We start from the raw sequence: 17865 nt of genomic DNA, 5'->3' as shown, positions 1-17865 counted from the left end.
GGGGCGGCGTTCCCTCAGCGGCCCGCCAGATAGCGCGCGAGCGGGTCGATCATGTCCTCAGGAATGCGGCGTGCGATGACCGGCATCGTCGACTGCGATTTGCGCGCGTCGACCACCGTCTCGTCACCACGCCAATTCCGCAGACGTTGCGCGATGTAGCTCGCGCGCTGGCCGGCGAGCACGGGGTAGGGCTTGCCGGGAGCGTGGCAACTTGCGCAGGCGGGGAGTTGCACCTTCGGCAGGCCTTCGCGGTCGATTCGGGCAGCTGCGGTCGATCCCGACGGCGTGACGCCGCCGATTCCCGGCATCGCCGCGAAGTGATCCGCGAGGCGCGTCGTGTCCTCTGGCGTCAGCGTCGCGGCGGCGTTCGCCATCACCGCGCTCTGACGCTTTCCGGTTGCATAGGCCTCCAGTGCGGCGCGGAGATACGCCGGGCTCTGGCCGCCGAGTACCGGCATGTCGGGCTGGCCGCGGCCACGTCCGTCGGCACCGTGGCAGCCTGCGCAGGTGGCAATCTTGGTATCGGTGACGCCCGGCACTTCGGTCAGCGAGCGATAGGTCGCAGGTGACATTTCCGGGAGCAGGCGGACGAAGGCGACCATGCGACGGACTTCGTCGTTGCGGTCCTTGGCGGCCCAGCCGGGCATGCCGGTGTATTTGACGCCGTGCTTGAGGATCCAGAAGATCTGCTTGTCGGTCCACTCGCGCGCGTTGACCGAGAGGTTCGGGGCGGGCGGCGTCGCGGCCTGCATCACCGGCAGCGGGCGGACGCCGGGCGCACCGTGACACGAGGCGCAGCTCGCCTTGAACAGCCCGGCGGCACTGACGAAACCTTCTTTCGCCTTGGGATCGTCGGGCGCCGTGACCGCGGCATAGGTGCGCACCGAGTTGCGCATCGTCCAGTGGAGGAACCAGTCGGTGATCTTCCAATGGCCCGACGATGCGGCGATGTTGAACACCCCCGACCACGCGAACAACAGCCCGGCGAGCGCCAGTCCGACGATAGCGGCGGCGGCGCGCGCCCAGGTGATCCGGATCGTCATGCGGTCGCGCTCCGTGTCTTCAACAGTCCGCCGAGCATCGCGAGCCCGCCGATGAAATAGCTCGCCGCGCCGACCATCAGCATGACGACGCCGCCGAGCTGCTGGTCTTCGAGTGCGTCGAGACCGTGGATGGCCGGGTGGCCCCCCGACATTTGGGCCATCATCGCGTAGAGCGGTCGCGGGGCGAGGCCGATCAGCGCGCCGAGCAGCGTCATGTGCATCGAGGTGAGCAGCAACGCTGCAACCCCCGACGCGCGACGGTCGGTGGCGCCGCCAATGCGGGTGCCAAGTACGGCGCTCCAGAGGAGGACGCCAGCGATGAGGAAGCTTGCCTGCTCGATCAGTAGCGCGAGGGGCTGCATGTCGACGCGGAGCCTCAGCGCGGGGAGGTGCCAGAGCCACACGACGACGAGTTCGACAAGCGACATCGCGAGCGGAGTCACCACCGCGGGCCAGCGCTCGGCAGGGTCGAAACGGCTGCCGGCGATCCCGTACGCCAGGAACGGCGCCGCGACCGCGACCGCTATCATGTGACCCGCCATGTGGCCGACCATCCCTAGCGGTGCTGCGGCGAAGGCCCAGCCGAGCGGGACTAGCACGGCGCCCAGTGCGAGGCTCGCGCGTCTCATCGGCAATCGCCGAACATGATGACCGGCAAGGCCGTGAAGATCACCGCGACGAAGCTCAGCCCCGCCAGCAACCGCGTCGACAGCGCGAGGAAACGGAGGCGATCGATTGCGGTGCCCTGTTCGTGCGGCGCCGGATCACCCGGCGTCTCCGACTGGACACGCGCGATGTAGCCCGCCGCGACGATTCCCAGCAGCGCTACGATCGTCGCGATCAGTGTCGCGAGCGGGAAGCCGGTCAACGCCGTCCCCGGGGTCGAGGATTTCGCGCACGTCACGGCGACCCACAGATAGCAGAACAGGAAATGCACGGCCCAGATCGTCGGCGGGACGATCAGCGTCCACAGCGTGACCTTGAGGTCGCGCGCCCAATGCTTGCGGTTGGACTCGCGTTGCCGACCGGACTTGGGCTCTGTCATGCGACACCCGGGAACAGGCCGATCGTGCAGAACGTCACGATGCCCGTCAGTGCGAGGAAATGGTGGTACACGGTGATGTTGCGCAGGTCCGCGTCATAGATCGGCGTCATCTTCCCCGCGAGACTGCGCGCGAGCGTGTAGGCCTGCATGATGACCCCGATCGCGGCATGGACCGCAGTCCAGATCGCCAGCGTCCAGACGATCGCGGGATAGACGTGGAGTTCTGGATCGAGCCCCGAATACCACGGCCCCGCAAGTCCGGCGAACAGGCTCGACAGCGTCGCAACGATCCCGACGACCAGCAGCGAGAGACCCGCACCGACGTTGCCGCGGCGGTGCACTTCGCGCGCGCCGACCGTTGCGGCCCAGCCGGCCAAGGTCAGCGCCAGCGCTACCATCGGCCAGAACACGCCCGGTCCGTTGAGCCCGACCCCGCTCGGCGGGAAGTCGTTGTGGATCGTCCAGAAGAAGAAATAGCCGAACACCAACCCCGAGAACGCGGTCGCGTCAGCCATCATCGTGATGAACATCGCCCACCAGCCCGGCGCCGACGGCCCCGACGTGTAGAGCGGCACCTCGATGCCGTGGCCGATATGCTTGGTCGGCTTTTCGGGGATCTCGGCGGTGCCGGTCCAAAGCCACCACAGCACGCAGGCGAGCGTCGCGACGCCGCTGACCGCCGACCAGATATACAGATGGTACGTCGTCAGGATGAACACACCGGCGAGCGCGACCGCCGTCATCATCGGCTTCACGCTCGGCGTACCGAGGCGGATCACCTGGAGGGGGCGAGCATCGAGCACGGTAGTGATGATCGACTCGCGCCGCATCTCCTCCGCATCGGGCAGGAAGAAGCGGCCCTCGTCGACCTTCTGGACGAAGTTCTTCTGGTCCCAGATCGGATAGCGGCTCTCGATCAGCGGCACCGATCGGATGCCCCAATCCTCATCGTCGGGCAGCGCGAGCCATTCGAGCGTGCCAGCATTCCAAGGGTTGCGCGGCGCCTTGGGGCGGCGCGGCGACAGTGCGAGGTCGATGCAGACGATCAGCACGCCCGTCGCGAACATGTACGACCCGATCGTCGAGGCAAGGTTGAGCCCGCCGATCCCGAGCTCCTCCGGATAGGTGAACACGCGCCGCGGCATCCCGAGCAGGCCCGACAGATGCATCGGGAAGAACGTCAGGTTCATGCCCACGAACATGATCCAGAACGCAATCCGCCCGAGCCGGTCCGACAGCTTCTTTCCCGTCACCAGCGGCCAGTAATAATACAGCCCGGCGAACAGCGGCAGCAGCGTGCCGCCGATCAGCACGTAATGCAGATGCGCGACGATGAAATAGGTGTCGTGCGCCTGCCAGTCGAACGGCGCGACCGCGACCATCACGCCGGTCAGACCGCCGATCACGAACACCGCTAGGCTCCCGCTCGCATAGAGCAACGGCGTCGATTTCTTGACATTGCCCGCCCAGAGCGTCGCGATGAACACGAAGATCTGGACGCCGGTCGGGATCGCCACCGCTTCCGATGCGGCGGCAAAGAAGGCGAGGCTGATCTTCGGCAACCCGGTCGTGAACATGTGGTGGACCCAAAGCCCGAAGCTCAGGAACGCCGTCCCCACCGCGGCCAGGACGATCCACGGATAGCCGAGCAGATGCCGCTGCGCGAACGTCGGGATGAGCATCGCGAACAGCGCGATCGACGGCAGGAAGACGATGTAGACTTCCGGATGCCCGAAGATCCAGAACAGGTGCTGCCACAACAGCGGATCGCCGCCCTTTTCCGCGTTGAAGAACGGCCAGTTGAGCAGCCGCTCCATCTCGAACAGCACGTCGCCGGCGATCAGCGGCGGGAAGGCGAACAGGATCATCACCGCGACGACTAGGATGTACCATGCGTAGAGCGGCATGAGATTGAGCCGCATGCCCGGCGGGCGGCATTTCAGCACGCCGACGATCAGCTCGACCGCCGCCGCCACCGACGACACCTCGATGAAGCTCAAGCCCAGCATCCAGATATCCGCGCCGAGCCCGCTCAAATCGGTCCGCGTCGTCAGCGGCGGATACATGAACCAGCCGCCATCGGGCGCCGCGTCGAAGAAGATCGAGCCCGACACGAACACGCCGCCGATCAGGAAGCTCCAATATCCGAACCCCGACAGCCGCGGAAACGGCAGGTCGCGCGCGCCGAGCAGCTGCGGCAGCAGGATGATCGAGACCGCCTCGAACATCGGCACCGCGAACAGGAACATCATCATCGAGCCGTGCAGCGTGAACAGCTGGTTGAACGTGTTCGCCGTGACGAGGTCGTTGTTCGGTACCGCGAGCTGCGTGCGCATGATCAGCGCGAGCACACCCGCGAACAACATGAACCCGAACGCGGTCAGCGTGTACCACACGCCGATCCGGTTGTTGTTGACGTCGGTCCAGCGGAAGAACCAGCCGGTCGGCGGCTTCCACACTTCGCGCAGGCGATCTTCCTGCCCCTTGCGGACCGCCGGATCATTCTGGTCGGGCGCGATATATCGGGTGCTCTCGGTGGTCATTTGAGCCCCTGAAGATAGCTTGCGATCTGATCGGCTTCGGCGGCCGACATCTGCGGGAAGGCGGGCATCCGCACGCCGGGCTTGGTCTTGCCCGGATCCCGCACGAACCCGGCGATGTTGGCGTGCGTCATCGGCAGCACACCCGCGGCGAGCGTTGGGCGCGACCCGAAGTGCGTCAGGTCGGGGCCGATCTTCGCGACCGGGCCGACGCCGCGGACGCTGTGGCACCCGCTACAGCCGTAACTCGCGAAGGCGCGCGCGCCCGGCGATGCGGTGACGATAGCGGGCTTGCGCTGCTCGCCGAGCCAGCGCTCGAATGCGGCGGGCTGCATTGCGATCACGTCGAACGCCATCAGCGCATGGCCGAGCCCGCAGAACTCCGCGCAGACGCCGCGGTACGTCCCCGCCTTGGTCGCGCGAACGACGAGCCGGTTGGTGCGGCCGGGGATCATGTCCATCTTGCCCGCCAAGCCCGGCACCCAGAAGCTGTGGATGACGTCGGGGCTGCGGAGCGACAGTTCGACGGTGCGACCGATGGGGAGGCGAAGTTCGTTCGCGGTCTCGACCACCGAGCCGCCCGGTGGCGCATAGCGGACGCGCCACCAGAATTGCTCGCCCTCGACGCCGATTCGCAGATCGCTGTTGGCGACCTCGCGCGGCCGCATCGCGGGGAGGGCGTAGAGCAGCAGGCCCAGCAGCAAGATCGAAGGACCGATGCCGCCGAGCCAGAGCACCAGCTTCATCCCGCCCTCGTGCGTCAGCCGACCTTCCGGCGCGCGCATCGCATGGCGCATCAGCAACGCGAGCCCGCCCGCGAGAACGATCGCGCCGATAACCAGAACGATGGTGATCGAGAGGACCTTGTCTGCCTCTTCGCCGAACGGCGCGAGCGTCGACTGGTGCCGGTTGCAGGCCGCCAACAGCGGCAGGCATGCACCCACGGAAAGAAAAATAGCCTTCCGCATCATCACCTTGCCACCCGTTCGAGGGCCGCTCTCTAAACGCGGGAGCGGGGCGGCGTAAACCGGAAAATGACAGTTATTTCATGTTGGGGCAGCGGATCCTCCCCCGGGTGGGGGGGAGGATCGCCCAGGGTTAGAGCCCGAACCGCAGCGTCGCGCGGAAGTCGCGGCCGGCGAGCGGGGCGAAGTCCTTCAGGAAGCTCGTTGCGCGGCGGGCGTTCACGTCGAACAGGTTGTTCGCACTCAGCAGCAACGTCGTCTTCGAATCCTTGCCAAACGGACTCAGGCCGATCGAGGCATTGACCATCGTGTAGTCGTCGGTCTTCGTCTCGAACGCGGCAATCCGGTTCTGGTCGAACACGTGCTCGACCTCGACGCGGCCGTTGATCCGGTCGCCCTGCGCCTCGATACCGCCCAGCACGCGCATCGGCGGAATGCGGGGGACCGGCCCTTGGTCGACGATGTTCGCGTGGACGTAGTCGCCGAGCACGTCGGCATTGACCGCATAGCCACCGATCTGCGCGAGCTTCACCGACGCGTCCGCCTCGAACCCGTAATAGCGCGCGTCGGCCTGCTGATACTGGAAGCAGGGCAGGTCGACCACGCGGCCAGACGGATTGGCGGCAGCCTGGCAGACCGACGATGCGACCTGGTTCTCTGAAATGTAGTTCGAGAACCAGTTGTAATAGGCCGATGCGTCGAAGCTGAAGCCGTCGCCATGCGCGTGCAGCGTGCCTTCGAGGCCCCAGGACTTCTCCAGCTTGAAGTCGGGATTGCCGAGTTCGTAGGCCTGCGTGCCGGCATGTGCACCGTTCGCGAACAGCTCCTCCGCCGATGGCGCACGCTCGGTCCGCGAGCCGTTCAGGCCGACGCGGATGGCGTCGGTCAGCGCGTAGGACGCACCGAGCGAACCCGAGACCGAATGATAGCTCTGGCTGCCGCGGAAGAAGCGCAGATCGTCCTTGGGCGTGCGCGCGGCGAGATCGGTGATCTCGTAGCGGACGCCGCCCTCGGCATGGAACTTGCCCGATTCATACTGTTGCAGCGTGAACAGCCCGGTCTGGTTGGTCTCGTTCTTCGGCAGGAAGGCCTCGTCGCCGACCACGTTGAAGATGCGGTTGTAGAACTGCACGCCCGATGCGCCCTGCCAGCCGCCGCGGTTCGCCTGGACGACTTCGAGGCGTCCTTCGAGGCCCTTGTTGTAGAAGGCGGTGCCGACGGAGTTGTCCTCTTCCAGCTCGAAATGGCGATAGCTCGCCTGGCCGACGCGGACGCGGATCTTGCTGATGACGTCGCCGCCGGTATCGATCTCGCCGCGCAGGTCGACGCGGTTCTGGACGACGTCGAGGCGGGGCGCCTCCTGCTCCTGGCCGGGTTGCGTGGCGTAGCGGACCGGCACGCCATACAGGCTGTCGTAATGGCTGTACGACACGCCGAGGCTGCCGTTGTCGGTGATGATCGACGCGCCCGCGCCCGCGGTCCAGGTTTCGGCCTGCGTGTTGGGCAGCTTGCCCTTCAACTGCGCCGATGCGGCGTAATCGATCGGGTCGGCTTCGTTGGCATCGGCGGGGAGGGCGGCGGTGGCCAGCGCCTGGGCACGGGCGTCGCGCGACAGGATATAGCCACCGGTGCGCAGGTCGCCCGACTTCAGGTACGAGCCGTCTGCGTGCAGCACGAGGTGCTGGCCGACCGCGACGTCGCCGGCCATCCCGCCCGACCGCTCGTTGGCGGCCGAACCATAATTGGCGATCCCGTTCAGCCGGTAGCCGTTCTCGGGCACCGACCGCGGAATCCGCGTGTCGATGACGTTGACGACACCGCCGACCGCCGACGTGCCGTAGAGGAGCGCGCTCGGGCCGCGAAGGATCTCGATACGCTCGGCGAGCAGCGGATCGATGATGACCGCGTGGTCGACCGAGGTGTTCGAGACGTCGATCGAGCCGATCCCGTCGGTCAGCACGCGGATCCGGTCCCCCTGGAAGCCGCGCAGGATCGGCCGCGAGGCACTCGGGCCGAATGACGATGCCGACACGCCGGGCTGGCGCGCGAGCGTCTCGCCGATCGACGGGCGCAGCTGGCGGGTGAGTTCCTGGCCGGTCAGGACGGTGGTGCCCTGCAGGACGTCGCGCTCGCTGGTCTGGATCGGCGCGGTGACGATGATGTCGCGCTGGTTGGTCGATCCGGCCGATGGCGGGGCAGGGTCCGTGGCGGCGGTCTGGGCTTGCGCGTGCGAGGCGAGGATGGCGGCCATCGCAGTGGCGCCGAACAAGATCGTCTTCATGAAATTCCCTCGTCGTATCTAGCGGGGTATCGTCCCTGTACGACGTCTCGGGTAGATTTGATGATACATCATATATCAAGTAACAATCTGGCGACGGCCGCAGTTGGCCCACCACATGTTACCGCAATGCAACACATCCATGCCGCGCCGCCGTTATCGGGGCGAGGCACTTGGCGGACTAGTGCCTAAGCGACGGTCGCTGCAGCAATTGGCAGTAATCGCGCCAGCCGATCCGCCCATGCCGCGCAGCCTTCGGTCGAGCCCAGCAGGTCCTGCCGGATCTCGATTTCCGCATAAGGTCGTCTGGCCGGATAGGCATGACGCGGGATGGTGTAGTCGATCAGGTCCATGCGGTACGGCTCGTTGTCGCCGACCGTCAGGTCGGGTTCTGCGCGCAACACATCGAGCAGTGCGTGCGCGAACCCTGTGTCCCCGCCGTCATGCAGGATACCGATGTGCCAGGGTCGCGCCTGGTCGCGTAGCGCACCGCGCATCGCGGGCGTGAAGCTGTGCAACGCAACGAGGATCGTCCGCATGCCCGCCGCATCGCGCCGCGCAAGTTCGCCTGCGATCGCCGCCTGATACGGCGCATGGATCTCCGCCAGACGTGCCGCACGGTCCGCGTCGCCCAGGCCAGCATTGCCCGGGACGATGGTCGCGTCGCTGATGTCGGCGATCAGGTCCGGCTGGGTTTCGTTGCGATTGCAGTCGATCACCAGCCGCGAATAGGTCTGGCGTACGAACACCGCGTCGAGCTTTACCGCCAGCATCGCGCCCAGTTCGCCGATGCCGATATCCCAGCCGATATGCCGCGCCAGGTCGGCGTCGCTCAACCCAAGCGAACCCAGCGCTCTAGGCACGGCATTTCCCGCATGATCGCCGATCAGCAGGAACGATGACGCGCCTTTGGGGTTGACCATCACGACCGGTGCGGCATCTTCGGTCCCAAGCAGCGTTTGGCTGGCAGTGCTGTTCATGCGACGTGGATCCTCGATGCCATCTCTAACGCTCTCTCATGTAACCAAATACTCGTATCGCCAACCGGTTGCGTTCGGCGAGCACCGGATCATGGTCCGACCGCGCGAAAGCTACGACCAACATCTGATCGACACGCAGCTGACGATCACTCCCGAACCCTCCGACGTCCGCTGGCTGCACGACGTGTTCGGCAATGCGGTCGCGATCGCCACCTTCGACAAGCGCGCCAAGGACCTCGTGATCGACAGCCGCGTCCGGCTCGATCACACCCCGGCCGAACTCCAGAACGTCGACATCGAACGCTATGCGCGCTTCTATCCGTTCACATATTCGTCTGAGGAAATGCCCGACCTGCTTCGTTCGATCGAGCGCCAGCATCACGATCCTTTGCGCGAGATCGACACCTGGGCGCGGCGGTTCGTCGCGCCGGGCGGGCAGACCGATACGCTCGCCATGCTCTCGGATATGACCGCGGCGATCAAGCGCGAGTTCACCTATGTCCAGCGCCCCGAAAAGGGCACGCAGTCGCCGATCGAGACGCTCGCCAAGCGCAAGGGCACCTGCCGCGATTATGCGATGCTGATGATCGAGGCGGTTCGCGCGCTCGGTTTCGCGGCGCGGTTCGTATCGGGCTATGTCTACAATCCGACACGTCGAGAACATCGAACCGGCGGCGGCAACACCCATGCCTGGGTGCGCGTGTACATCCCCGGCTCGGGCTGGGTCGAGTTCGATCCGACCAACGGCATCGTCGGCAACCGCGGGCTCGTCCGCGTCGCCGTAGCCCGCGACATCTACCAGGCGGTGCCCGTCTCCGGCACCTGGAGTGGCTTTCCCGGCAGCTTCCTCGACATGAGTGTGTCGGTCGACATCACCGTCGACGAGGATGAGGCGGCTAACCAACAAACATCACTAACAGCTTGAATAGGGGGACATCGATGCTGATCCGGGCCGGCTATGACATTCGTTTCGAAACCGACGTCGAAACCCCGATGCTGGCGATGCTCAGCGTGCATCCGTCCCGCAACAAGGATCTGGTGACGCCGCACCGGCTTGCCGCCGATCCCGACGTGCCGACCTATGATTACCTCGATGCGTTCGGCAACGTCTGCACGCGGTTCACGGTGCCGAGCGGGGGGCTCACCTTGTCGTGCGATTTCACGATCGAGGACAGCGGCCTGCCGGACCCGGTCTCCCCCGACGCGGTCCAGCACGCGGTACAGGACCTCCCCGACGACATCCTGATCTACCTGCTCGGCAGCCGCTATTGCGAGACCGACCGCCTGTCCGAGACTGCCTGGTCGCTGTTCGGCCACGTCCCCGCCGGCTGGCAGCGCGTCCAGGCGATCGTCGACTTCACGCATAACCATGTCGAGTTCGGCTATCATTTCGCGCGTTCGACCAAGACGGCGTGGGACGTCTACCAGGAGCGCCAGGGCGTCTGCCGCGACTTCGCGCATCTGGCCGTGACGCTGTGCCGCTGCATGAATATCCCGGCGCGTTATTGCACCGGTTATCTCGGCGACATCGGTATTCCGCCGGTCGATGCGCCGATGGATTTCTCCGCGTGGTTCGACGTCTATCTCGGCGGCACCTGGCACACGCTCGACGCGCGCCACAATCGTCCGCGGATCGGCCGTATCCTGATGGCTCGCGGACGCGACGCGACCGATACCGCGCTCACCACCAGCTTCGGCCCGGCGCGACTGGTCGGCTTCGACGTCCACACCGATGAGGTCGAAGCCGCGGCTTAAACCCGCTATGGGGTAAAGTTAGGCCTTGTCGCACCCGTCGCGTTCGGCCTAACGGCACCGATCCTCCAACTTATGCTGCGATGCACAACATGACCTCGACCCCAGACCAGTCCGCCCCGTCGAACGCAAATGCGCTGCTCCTGCAGGCGATCGCGTTGCGACTGTGCATCACCGCGACCTACAACCGGATGGTCTGCACGCTGGCGCCGCACATCCTCTACACCAAGCATGACGACGTGTTCGTCGATGCGATCACGCTGGAGCGCGATGGTCAGCCGCCCAAGGAGATCAAGCTCGGCACGTTCAAGCTCGCCGGTCTGAAGGATATCGAGGTCATCGATCGACCGTTCGTCCCCGATGCGATCTTCAACCCCGGCGACATCAAGTACGACCGCGTTACGCTGTTCGTCGTCGACCGCACCTGACCTGCAACTGATCCTCCCCCGCCAGGGGGGGTGGCTGGCTCTTGCCAGACGGAGGGGGAGGAAAAGACGAACCGCTGTTTCGCCTGCCCCCCTCCGTCAGGCTGACGCCTGCCACCCCCCCTGGCGGGGGAGGATCAGAAACTCTTCAAACCGCAGGCGGCAACCAGGCCGTCTCGATCTCGCCGTATCGATCGGTAAACCCGGTCGCCGCGACCAGCGCCGCTTCGTCGACGATCCGCACCCGCCGCCCGGTCCGCTCGATCACGCCCGCCTTCTCCAGTGCGCGGATCGTCCGGTTCACATGCACCTTGGTCAGCCCGAGCGCGTCGCCGATATCGGTCTGCGTCAGCGGCAGGTCGAACGAGTCGACGATCCCGCCCGCCGTCACCCGCAGCCGCGCCATGATGTCGAGCAACAGCGTCGACAGCCGTTCGCTCGCCCCCATCCGCCCAATCGTCGTCAGCCGGTCGCTCATCGCGACGTTTTCCGCCGCCGCGATCGCGTAGAGCAGCCCGGCGATCCGCGGTTGCGCGCGGAACAGCAGCCCGAGCTCGGTCTTCGGCAAATCGATCACGATGCAGTCCGATATCGCGGTCAGCGTCGCCGCCGCCTGCGACCACGCCATGCTCGACGTCCCGATCAGGTCGCCCGCATAGTGGAAGCGCAGGATCTGGCGCCCGCCGGTGACCAGCTTGGTCGACGAATGCAGCCACCCCTGGCGCACGACGTACAGCGCATGGCTTTCGCCACCTTCCGCGACCAGGACATCGCCTGCGCGCAGCCGCCGCTCGCCGCGTTCGGCGTGCAGGATCGCCTCGCGTTCGGCATCGGTGAGATCGAGATGCCGCCCTAGTCGTGCGATCAAACCGCTCAATTGCATGCGTAACCCTTTTCCCTGCCCGCGCGCCGCTTTTACCGGTCACGTCGCCAAATGATCGTGTCGCGCGCCGTGGTTCGCGCGATCCTTCGTGATTCTATAGATGGCGGCAATACGATGCCGTCATCGCGGCTGTCCTAACGCGCTTTCGAGCACCGGTGCAACGCGGGCTGCAATCCGGTCGACGCCGGTTCGGTTGGGATGAACGTGGTCAGCCTGCATCAGTGCGGCGTCGCCGATGACACCGTCGAGGATGAACGGATACAGCGTGGCATGATAGGATGTGGCCAGGTCGGTCCATATCCCGTTGAACTGGCGCGAATACTCCGGCCCGAGATTAGGCGGGGCCATCATGCCGGTCAGCATGACGGGGATGCCGCGCCGCTTCGCCTCGTCCATCATCGCGGTCATGTTGGCGCGCGTTTCGTCCGGCGATATCTGGCGAAGAACATCGTTGCCACCGAGCCCCAGCAGGATGAGATCCGGTTTGCGCTTCATGTTGTCGAGCGCGAACGCGAACCGCTGTCGGCCGGCCGCGCTGGTATCGCCCGAGACGCCTGCATTGACGATCGTCGCGTTGATCCCGTCATTGCGCAACCGGTTCTGCAAGGTATCGGGCAGGCTCTGACCTCGGTCGAGGCCATAGCCGGCATACAGGCTGTCACCGAAGGCGAGGATCAGGCGCTCGGGACCCTGCGGTGCTGGGGTCGTCGCAACCTGGGCGGCAACCGGTGAAACCGCGTTGGTTGCGGGCGGCGGGGCAGGGACTTCGGGTGTCCGATCGCAGCCGGCCAGCAACCCCGCTTGGAGAAGCGCCAGTCCGCCCCCATAGAGAGGCCAGCGTCGCATCTGTTTCTCCAAGATATTGGTCTCCATGTCCGAACCTGCTTCCGCCGATATGGTGATCTCGGCGCGCGATGTCACGCTGACACTCGGCGCGTCGACTGCCGCGACGACGATCCTCAAGGGAATCGATCTCGACATCGCGCAGGGCACGAGCGTCGCGCTCCTCGGGCCATCCGGATCGGGCAAGTCGTCGCTCATGGCGGTGCTCTCCGGCCTGGAGCGTGCGAGTAGCGGCCGGGTCCAGGTGGCCGGCCTCGATTTCGGCAAGCTCGACGAGGATGCTCTGGCCCGCGCGCGGCGTGGACGCATCGGCATCGTCCTCCAGGCCTTCCACCTGCTCCCGACGATGACCGCGCTCGAGAACGTTGCCGTGCCGATGGAACTGGCCGGGATGCCCGACGCGTTCGAGCGCGCGAAACTGGAGCTTGCCGCGGTCGGCCTGTCGCACCGGATCGGCCATTATCCGACCCAGCTTTCCGGTGGCGAGCAGCAGCGCGTGGCGATCGCCCGCGCACTCGGCCCGCGCCCCGCACTCGTGTTCGGCGACGAACCGACCGGCAATCTCGACGCCGCCACCGGCGCGTCGGTCATGGACCTCCTCTTCGACCGCCGCGCCGCGACCGGCGCCACGCTGATCATCATAACCCACGACCCCGCCCTCGCAGCCCGCTGCGATCGCACCATTGAACTCGCCGACGGCGTGATCGCCGCGGATCGCTTGCGGTGAGCGAATGGCGGCTGGCGTGGCGGCTTGCCCGTCGCGAACTCGATCTTCGGTTTCGCGGGCTGCGGCTTCTGCTGGCATGCCTGTTCCTCGGCGTCGGCGCCCTGGCGGCGATCGGCAGCCTGACCCAATCGATCGACGGCGAGCTTGCTGCACGCGGCAGCGCGATCCTCGGCGGTGACGTCGAGTTCGGCACGTCGCAGCGCGCCGCAACGCCCGACGAACGCGCCGCGATGGCCCGGCTCGGGACGGTGTCCGAAACCGTCCGGATGCAGGCGACCGCGATCCGCGGCACCAACAGCGTACCGGTCCAGCTCAAGGGCGTCGACGCGCTCTACCCGCTCTACGGCACGCTGGCGGTACGGGGCGGGGCGGTCGCGAAGGTCGCTGATCCCAAGGCGATATGGATCGTCCCGGCCTTGGCGCAGAGGCTTGGCGTTGGGCGCGGCGCGACCGTACGGCTCGGGATCGCCGACTTCACCGTCGCCGGCGTGATCGCGAACGAGCCCGACCGGCTCGGCGAGGGCTTCACGCTCGGCCCGGTCGCGATCGTCTCGATGGCGGGCATAGCGCGCACCGGCCTGGTTCAGCCCGGCAGCCTGTACGAGAGCAAATATAGGGTGCGCCTTTCGCCCGGCGCCTCGCCAACGACCGCGATCGATCGGTTCAAGGCGGCATTCCCGACCGGCGGCTGGGAAACCAAGACGCGCGACCGCGCCGCGCCCGGTGCCGAACGCTTCGTCGATCGCATGGGGCAGTTCCTGCTGCTGGTCGGGCTGTCCGCGCTCGTCATCGCCGGCATCGGCGTCGGCAACGGCGTCTCCTCCTACCTGGCCGCTCGCCGCAGCAGCATCGCGGCCCTGAAAGTGCTCGGCGCGACGTCCGGCCTGATCGCGAAGATCTACCTTCTCGAAGTCGCGGTCGTGGCAGCGATGGGGATCGTCCTCGGGCTGATTGCGGGCGCGTTGACTGTCCCGCTCATCATCTGGCTCGCGGGCGACGTTCTCCCGGTCGCGCCGCACTTCTCGCTCCAGTTCGCGCCGCTCGCGCTCGCCGCTGCCTACGGCATGCTGATCGCGCTCGCCTTTACCGCGCCTCCCTTGATCGAGGCGGGGAGCATTCCCGCGGCGGGCCTGCTGCGCGGCGTCTTCGGCAATCGCGCCGTGCCGTTGCGCCGGACCTTGCCGTGGGTCCTCGGTGCAGGCGCCGCGATCGTCGCGCTTGCGCTGTCGACCGCGGATCAGCCCGGTCTCAGCGCAGGCTTCCTCGCCGCAGTGGCCGGCGTGTTGCTGGTGCTGGCGGGGTTCGGCTGGGCCGTACGCCGGACTGCCGCAGCGCTTCCTCGTTCGCGCAAGCCACTGCTCCGCCTCGCCATCGCCGGACTGCATCGCCCCGGCGCGCGGACCGGCACGCTGGTCGTCGCACTCGGTCTCGGCCTGACGTTGTTCGTTCTGCTCGCCGGTATTCGCACCAGCATCGACGCGAACATCGCGCTCACCGTACCGAAGCGCGCGCCGGCGCTGTTCGCTTTGGACGTTCCGCCCGACCGCGAGGCCGAGTTCCGGCGGACCATCGAGGGCGTGGCGATCCATTCGGTGATCCGCACCGTACCTGCGATGCGCGGCACGATCACCGGCTACGGCACGACGCGCGTCGCCGATCTCAAGACGCTGCCCGACGGTGCATGGGCGTTGCGCGGCGAGCGCGGGCTCACCTACTCCGCGACCTTACCCGAGGGCAGCGAACTCGCCGCCGGCCGGTGGTGGCCGCGCGACTATAAGGGCCCGCCGCTGGTCTCCATCGACGAGCGACTGGCCAAGGTGCTCGACCTCAAGATCGGCGATCCGCTCAGCTACACCCTGCTCGGGGTCGAGCGGACCGCGAGGATCGCTTCGTTCCGCCGGATCAGCTGGGATACGCTTGGCTTCAACTTCGTGATGGTGTTCTCGCCCAACGCGATCGAGGACGCGCCGCATAACCTCGCCGCGACGATCGAGCTTGCACCGGGGCAGGAAGCGCCCGTCATGCGGGCGTTGCTGCCGCGCTTTCCGTCGGTATCGGTGATCGAGGTTCGTGGCGTGCTGGGGCAGGTCCGCGATATCGTCTCGCAGATGGCGACCGCGATCACCGCGGCGGCGTCGGTGGCGATCCTCGCTGGGATCGCCGTCCTGATCGGCGCGATCGCCGCGGCGCGAGAGGCACGCACCTATGACGGCGTAATCCTGCGCACGCTCGGCGCAACGCGGGGGCAGGTGCTCGCGGTGCAGGCGCTCGAATACGCGTTCCTCAGCATCGTGCTCTCGGTACTCGCCTTGCTGCTCGGGCTCGGAGGCGCACGGTATGTCGTGACGCAGCTCTTCAGTTTCGAATGGCGTCCGGATTACGCGACGGTGTTGGCGACGTTGCTAGGCGGAGCAGGCTTGACGATGGTGATCGGGTTGATCGGCGCGTGGCCCATTCTCGGCGCACGGCCGGCACAGGCGTTGCGGCAACTCTGAGGGCACGTTTGCACGCGCCCGGCGTTGGGCCGGATATACCGGGACTAGGGGCAAGACGCTGAGCACGAACGAAACACGATCCGATCATCAGGCCACCAGCCCCTGGTCGATGTCGGCGCGCGAATGGTGGAAGGTCCTGAAGCGCACTTGGGCGGAGGGAAACGACGACAATATCGGCCTGATCGCGGCGGGTACCGCCTTTTACGGGTTCGCCGCGATCGTCCCGCTGCTGGCGTCCGTCGTCCTGATCTACGGTCTGGTCGCCGACACCGCGACGGTCGTGGCGAACATCCGCGCGCTGTTCAACGTCCTCCCCGACGACGCCGCCCGAGTGATCGGCGACCAGCTCGCGACGGTCGTCAACACGTCGGAAGGCAAGAAGGGTTTCGGCCTCCTCATCGCGCTGGGGATCGCCTTGTACGGCGGCACGAAGGGCGCATCGTCGATCGTCACCGCGCTCAATATCGCCTATGAAGAGAAGGAAACGCGCGGGTTCATAACACTGAACCTGCTCGCCTTCGCCATCACCGGCGGCGCGGTAATGCTGGCGTTGGTCGCGGCGCTCTCGACGGCGGCGTTCGCGTTGCTCGACAGCCTGATACCCGGCGCGCCGGAGTTCCTGCTTCTGGCGATCCGCTTCGTGAGTTACGGCGTGCTCGCCTCGCTGGGCGTCACGGCGGCGGCGTGTCTGTACCGGTTCGGCCCCAATCGTCACAAAGCTAGATGGGCGTGGCTGACACCCGGATCGCTGGCCGCGACGGTCATCTGGCTGGGTGCGACGATCGGGTTCGGCATCTACGTCTCGCGCTTTGGAAATTACGGCGCGACCTACGGCTCACTGAGCGCTGTCATCGTGCTGCTGACGTGGCTTTGGCTTTCGGCCTACGTCTTCCTGCTCGGCGCAGAGTTGAATTCGGAACTCGAGCACCAGACGACGAGCGACACGACGACCGGCGGGGCTACACCGATGGGAACGCGGGGCGCCACCGTCGCCGATACGGTTGCGACCGAGGTCGATCCATCGTCGGTCGCTCGGCGTGTCGAGCCGGACGGGGCAGGGGTCTTGGCGGTCGCCCATTTGGGTGGCGTTCATGCCGGCTTGCCCGCGTCTCTCTTTGCGCTCGGCGGTCTGCGATCGATCCGGCGCGGTTCGCCAGTCGCGGGCTTGGGTATGATTGCCGTCGGCGCAGCGCTGGCCCATCGGAAGCGGTCGGCGGCGCGCGACAAGGCGACCAACGCGCAATCGAAGCCGTGATGGCATACGGACAGTCGATCAAAATGTTCTTCGACGGCGGATGCCGGCCGAACCCCGGGCCGATCGAATGCGCGGTAGTCCGAAAGGGCGTTGCCCATTACCGCCACGATCTGGGCGATGGCAGCAACAGCGACGCCGAATGGCTGGCCGCGATATATGCGTTGGAGGTTGCAGCCCTGAACGGCGACCGCGACGTCACGTTACTGGGAGACTCTACCCTGGTCGTAACGCAGGCAAATGGAACGGCGCGGTGCCGCTCGGCAGAACTGGATGCACACCGGGTAAAGTTCGCGGAGCTCGCCGTCGGCTTCGAGCGGCTTCGGATCCGGCATATCGGTCGAGGGCAGAACCTTGCCGGCATAGCACTCGCCAAGCTGCATCCTCGCTAAGGCGGGTGAGGGTCTCGCCGAGCCTCGCTGGGCGTCTCGGCCGGATTTTTCCGAAAAGTGACCTCAAACTGTAAAATAGTGTTTGACGGTGTGGGGAGGTGGCCCTAGAGGGGTGTCACCGCAGCGAACGGCCACACGGTCTGGTTGCTACGGTCGCAAAAAACCAGATGCTCCAAGCTTCTTCTAGCGAAGAGGTTATGCGAGTGTCGGTATTTTTGTCGGCTCTTTGACATTGTAGGTTAAGA

Annotated in this window: 16 protein-coding genes; 7 read left to right on the top strand and 9 right to left on the bottom strand. The window is 66.3% G+C overall.

The window, feature by feature from the left end:
* Window positions 1-14: 14 nt before the first annotated feature.
* The 7 genes from BM244_RS11575 to BM244_RS11545 form a co-directional block, all read right to left on the bottom strand.
* On the bottom strand, window positions 15-1043 hold the full coding sequence (locus BM244_RS11575) for a c-type cytochrome (protein WP_093399135.1): 1029 nt from the start codon (window positions 1041-1043) through the stop codon (window positions 15-17).
* Window positions 1040-1672, bottom strand: a complete 633-nt coding sequence (locus tag BM244_RS11570) for a cytochrome c oxidase assembly protein (protein WP_093399134.1) — start codon at window positions 1670-1672, stop codon at window positions 1040-1042. The genes BM244_RS11575 and BM244_RS11570 overlap by 4 nt, the downstream gene beginning before the upstream one ends.
* Complete coding sequence (locus BM244_RS11565; RefSeq protein ID WP_093399133.1) at window positions 1669-2088, bottom strand: hypothetical protein; 420 nt, start codon at window positions 2086-2088, stop codon at window positions 1669-1671. The genes BM244_RS11570 and BM244_RS11565 overlap by 4 nt, the downstream gene beginning before the upstream one ends.
* Window positions 2085-4631, bottom strand: coding sequence for a cytochrome c oxidase subunit I (gene ctaD, locus BM244_RS11560; protein WP_093399132.1), 2547 nt, complete (start codon window positions 4629-4631; stop codon window positions 2085-2087). Before ctaD ends, BM244_RS11565 begins: the two co-directional genes overlap by 4 nt.
* Window positions 4628-5572, bottom strand: coding sequence for a c-type cytochrome (locus BM244_RS11555; RefSeq protein WP_368086068.1), 945 nt, complete (start codon window positions 5570-5572; stop codon window positions 4628-4630). Before BM244_RS11555 ends, ctaD begins: the two co-directional genes overlap by 4 nt.
* Window positions 5573-5726: 154 nt before the next feature.
* The gene (locus BM244_RS11550; RefSeq protein ID WP_093399131.1) at window positions 5727-7874 is read right to left on the bottom strand and encodes a TonB-dependent receptor; all 2148 of its coding nucleotides are present in this window, start codon (window positions 7872-7874) and stop codon (window positions 5727-5729) included.
* A 185-nt stretch (window positions 7875-8059) separates the two neighbouring features.
* The gene (locus tag BM244_RS11545) at window positions 8060-8851 is read right to left on the bottom strand and encodes an N-formylglutamate amidohydrolase (RefSeq protein WP_093399130.1); all 792 of its coding nucleotides are present in this window, start codon (window positions 8849-8851) and stop codon (window positions 8060-8062) included.
* A gap of 16 nt (window positions 8852-8867) precedes the next feature.
* Between BM244_RS11545 and BM244_RS11540 the strand changes: the two genes are divergently transcribed.
* The 3 genes from BM244_RS11540 (at window position 8868) to BM244_RS11530 (ending at window position 11031) form a co-directional block, all read left to right on the top strand.
* Window positions 8868-9776, top strand: a complete 909-nt coding sequence (locus tag BM244_RS11540) for a transglutaminase family protein (RefSeq protein ID WP_093399129.1) — start codon at window positions 8868-8870, stop codon at window positions 9774-9776.
* 14 nt (window positions 9777-9790) lie between these two features.
* Window positions 9791-10606: a transglutaminase-like domain-containing protein gene (locus BM244_RS11535; protein ID WP_093399128.1), complete on the top strand. Its 816-nt coding sequence runs from the start codon at window positions 9791-9793 to the stop codon at window positions 10604-10606.
* A gap of 89 nt (window positions 10607-10695) precedes the next feature.
* Window positions 10696-11031, top strand: a complete 336-nt coding sequence (locus tag BM244_RS11530) for a hypothetical protein (protein ID WP_093399531.1) — start codon at window positions 10696-10698, stop codon at window positions 11029-11031.
* 145 nt (window positions 11032-11176) lie between these two features.
* Here the strand turns inward: BM244_RS11530 and BM244_RS11525 are convergent, their stop codons facing one another.
* On the bottom strand, window positions 11177-11911 hold the full coding sequence (locus BM244_RS11525; RefSeq protein WP_093399127.1) for a Crp/Fnr family transcriptional regulator: 735 nt from the start codon (window positions 11909-11911) through the stop codon (window positions 11177-11179).
* A gap of 120 nt (window positions 11912-12031) precedes the next feature.
* Window positions 12032-12757 carry an arylesterase gene (locus tag BM244_RS11520; protein WP_093399530.1) on the bottom strand — a complete coding sequence of 242 codons (726 nt, stop codon included), beginning with the start codon at window positions 12755-12757 and terminating at the stop codon, window positions 12032-12034.
* 25 nt (window positions 12758-12782) lie between these two features.
* On the opposite strand from BM244_RS11520, the gene BM244_RS11515 reads away from it, so the two are divergent.
* From BM244_RS11515 to BM244_RS11500, 4 genes are all read left to right on the top strand, one after another.
* Entirely contained in the window at window positions 12783-13481 is a 699-nt protein-coding gene (locus BM244_RS11515) for an ABC transporter ATP-binding protein (RefSeq protein ID WP_254784412.1), read from the top strand.
* Window positions 13478-15976 carry an ABC transporter permease gene (locus BM244_RS11510; protein WP_093399125.1) on the top strand — a complete coding sequence of 833 codons (2499 nt, stop codon included), beginning with the start codon at window positions 13478-13480 and terminating at the stop codon, window positions 15974-15976. The genes BM244_RS11515 and BM244_RS11510 overlap by 4 nt, the downstream gene beginning before the upstream one ends.
* Before the next feature lie 109 nt (window positions 15977-16085).
* Window positions 16086-17231 carry a YihY/virulence factor BrkB family protein gene (locus BM244_RS11505; RefSeq protein ID WP_093399124.1) on the top strand — a complete coding sequence of 382 codons (1146 nt, stop codon included), beginning with the start codon at window positions 16086-16088 and terminating at the stop codon, window positions 17229-17231.
* Window positions 17232-17254: 23 nt separating this feature from the next.
* Window positions 17255-17620, top strand: a complete 366-nt coding sequence (locus BM244_RS11500) for a reverse transcriptase-like protein (RefSeq protein ID WP_254784411.1) — start codon at window positions 17255-17257, stop codon at window positions 17618-17620.
* Window positions 17621-17865 lie beyond the last annotated feature (245 nt).

Source organism: Sphingomonas sp. OK281, from assembly GCF_900115295.1.
Taxonomy (GTDB): Bacteria; Pseudomonadota; Alphaproteobacteria; order Sphingomonadales; family Sphingomonadaceae; genus Sphingomonas.
Note: the sequence above shows the minus strand (reverse complement) of the source record. Positions and strands in the feature narration are given on the sequence as shown.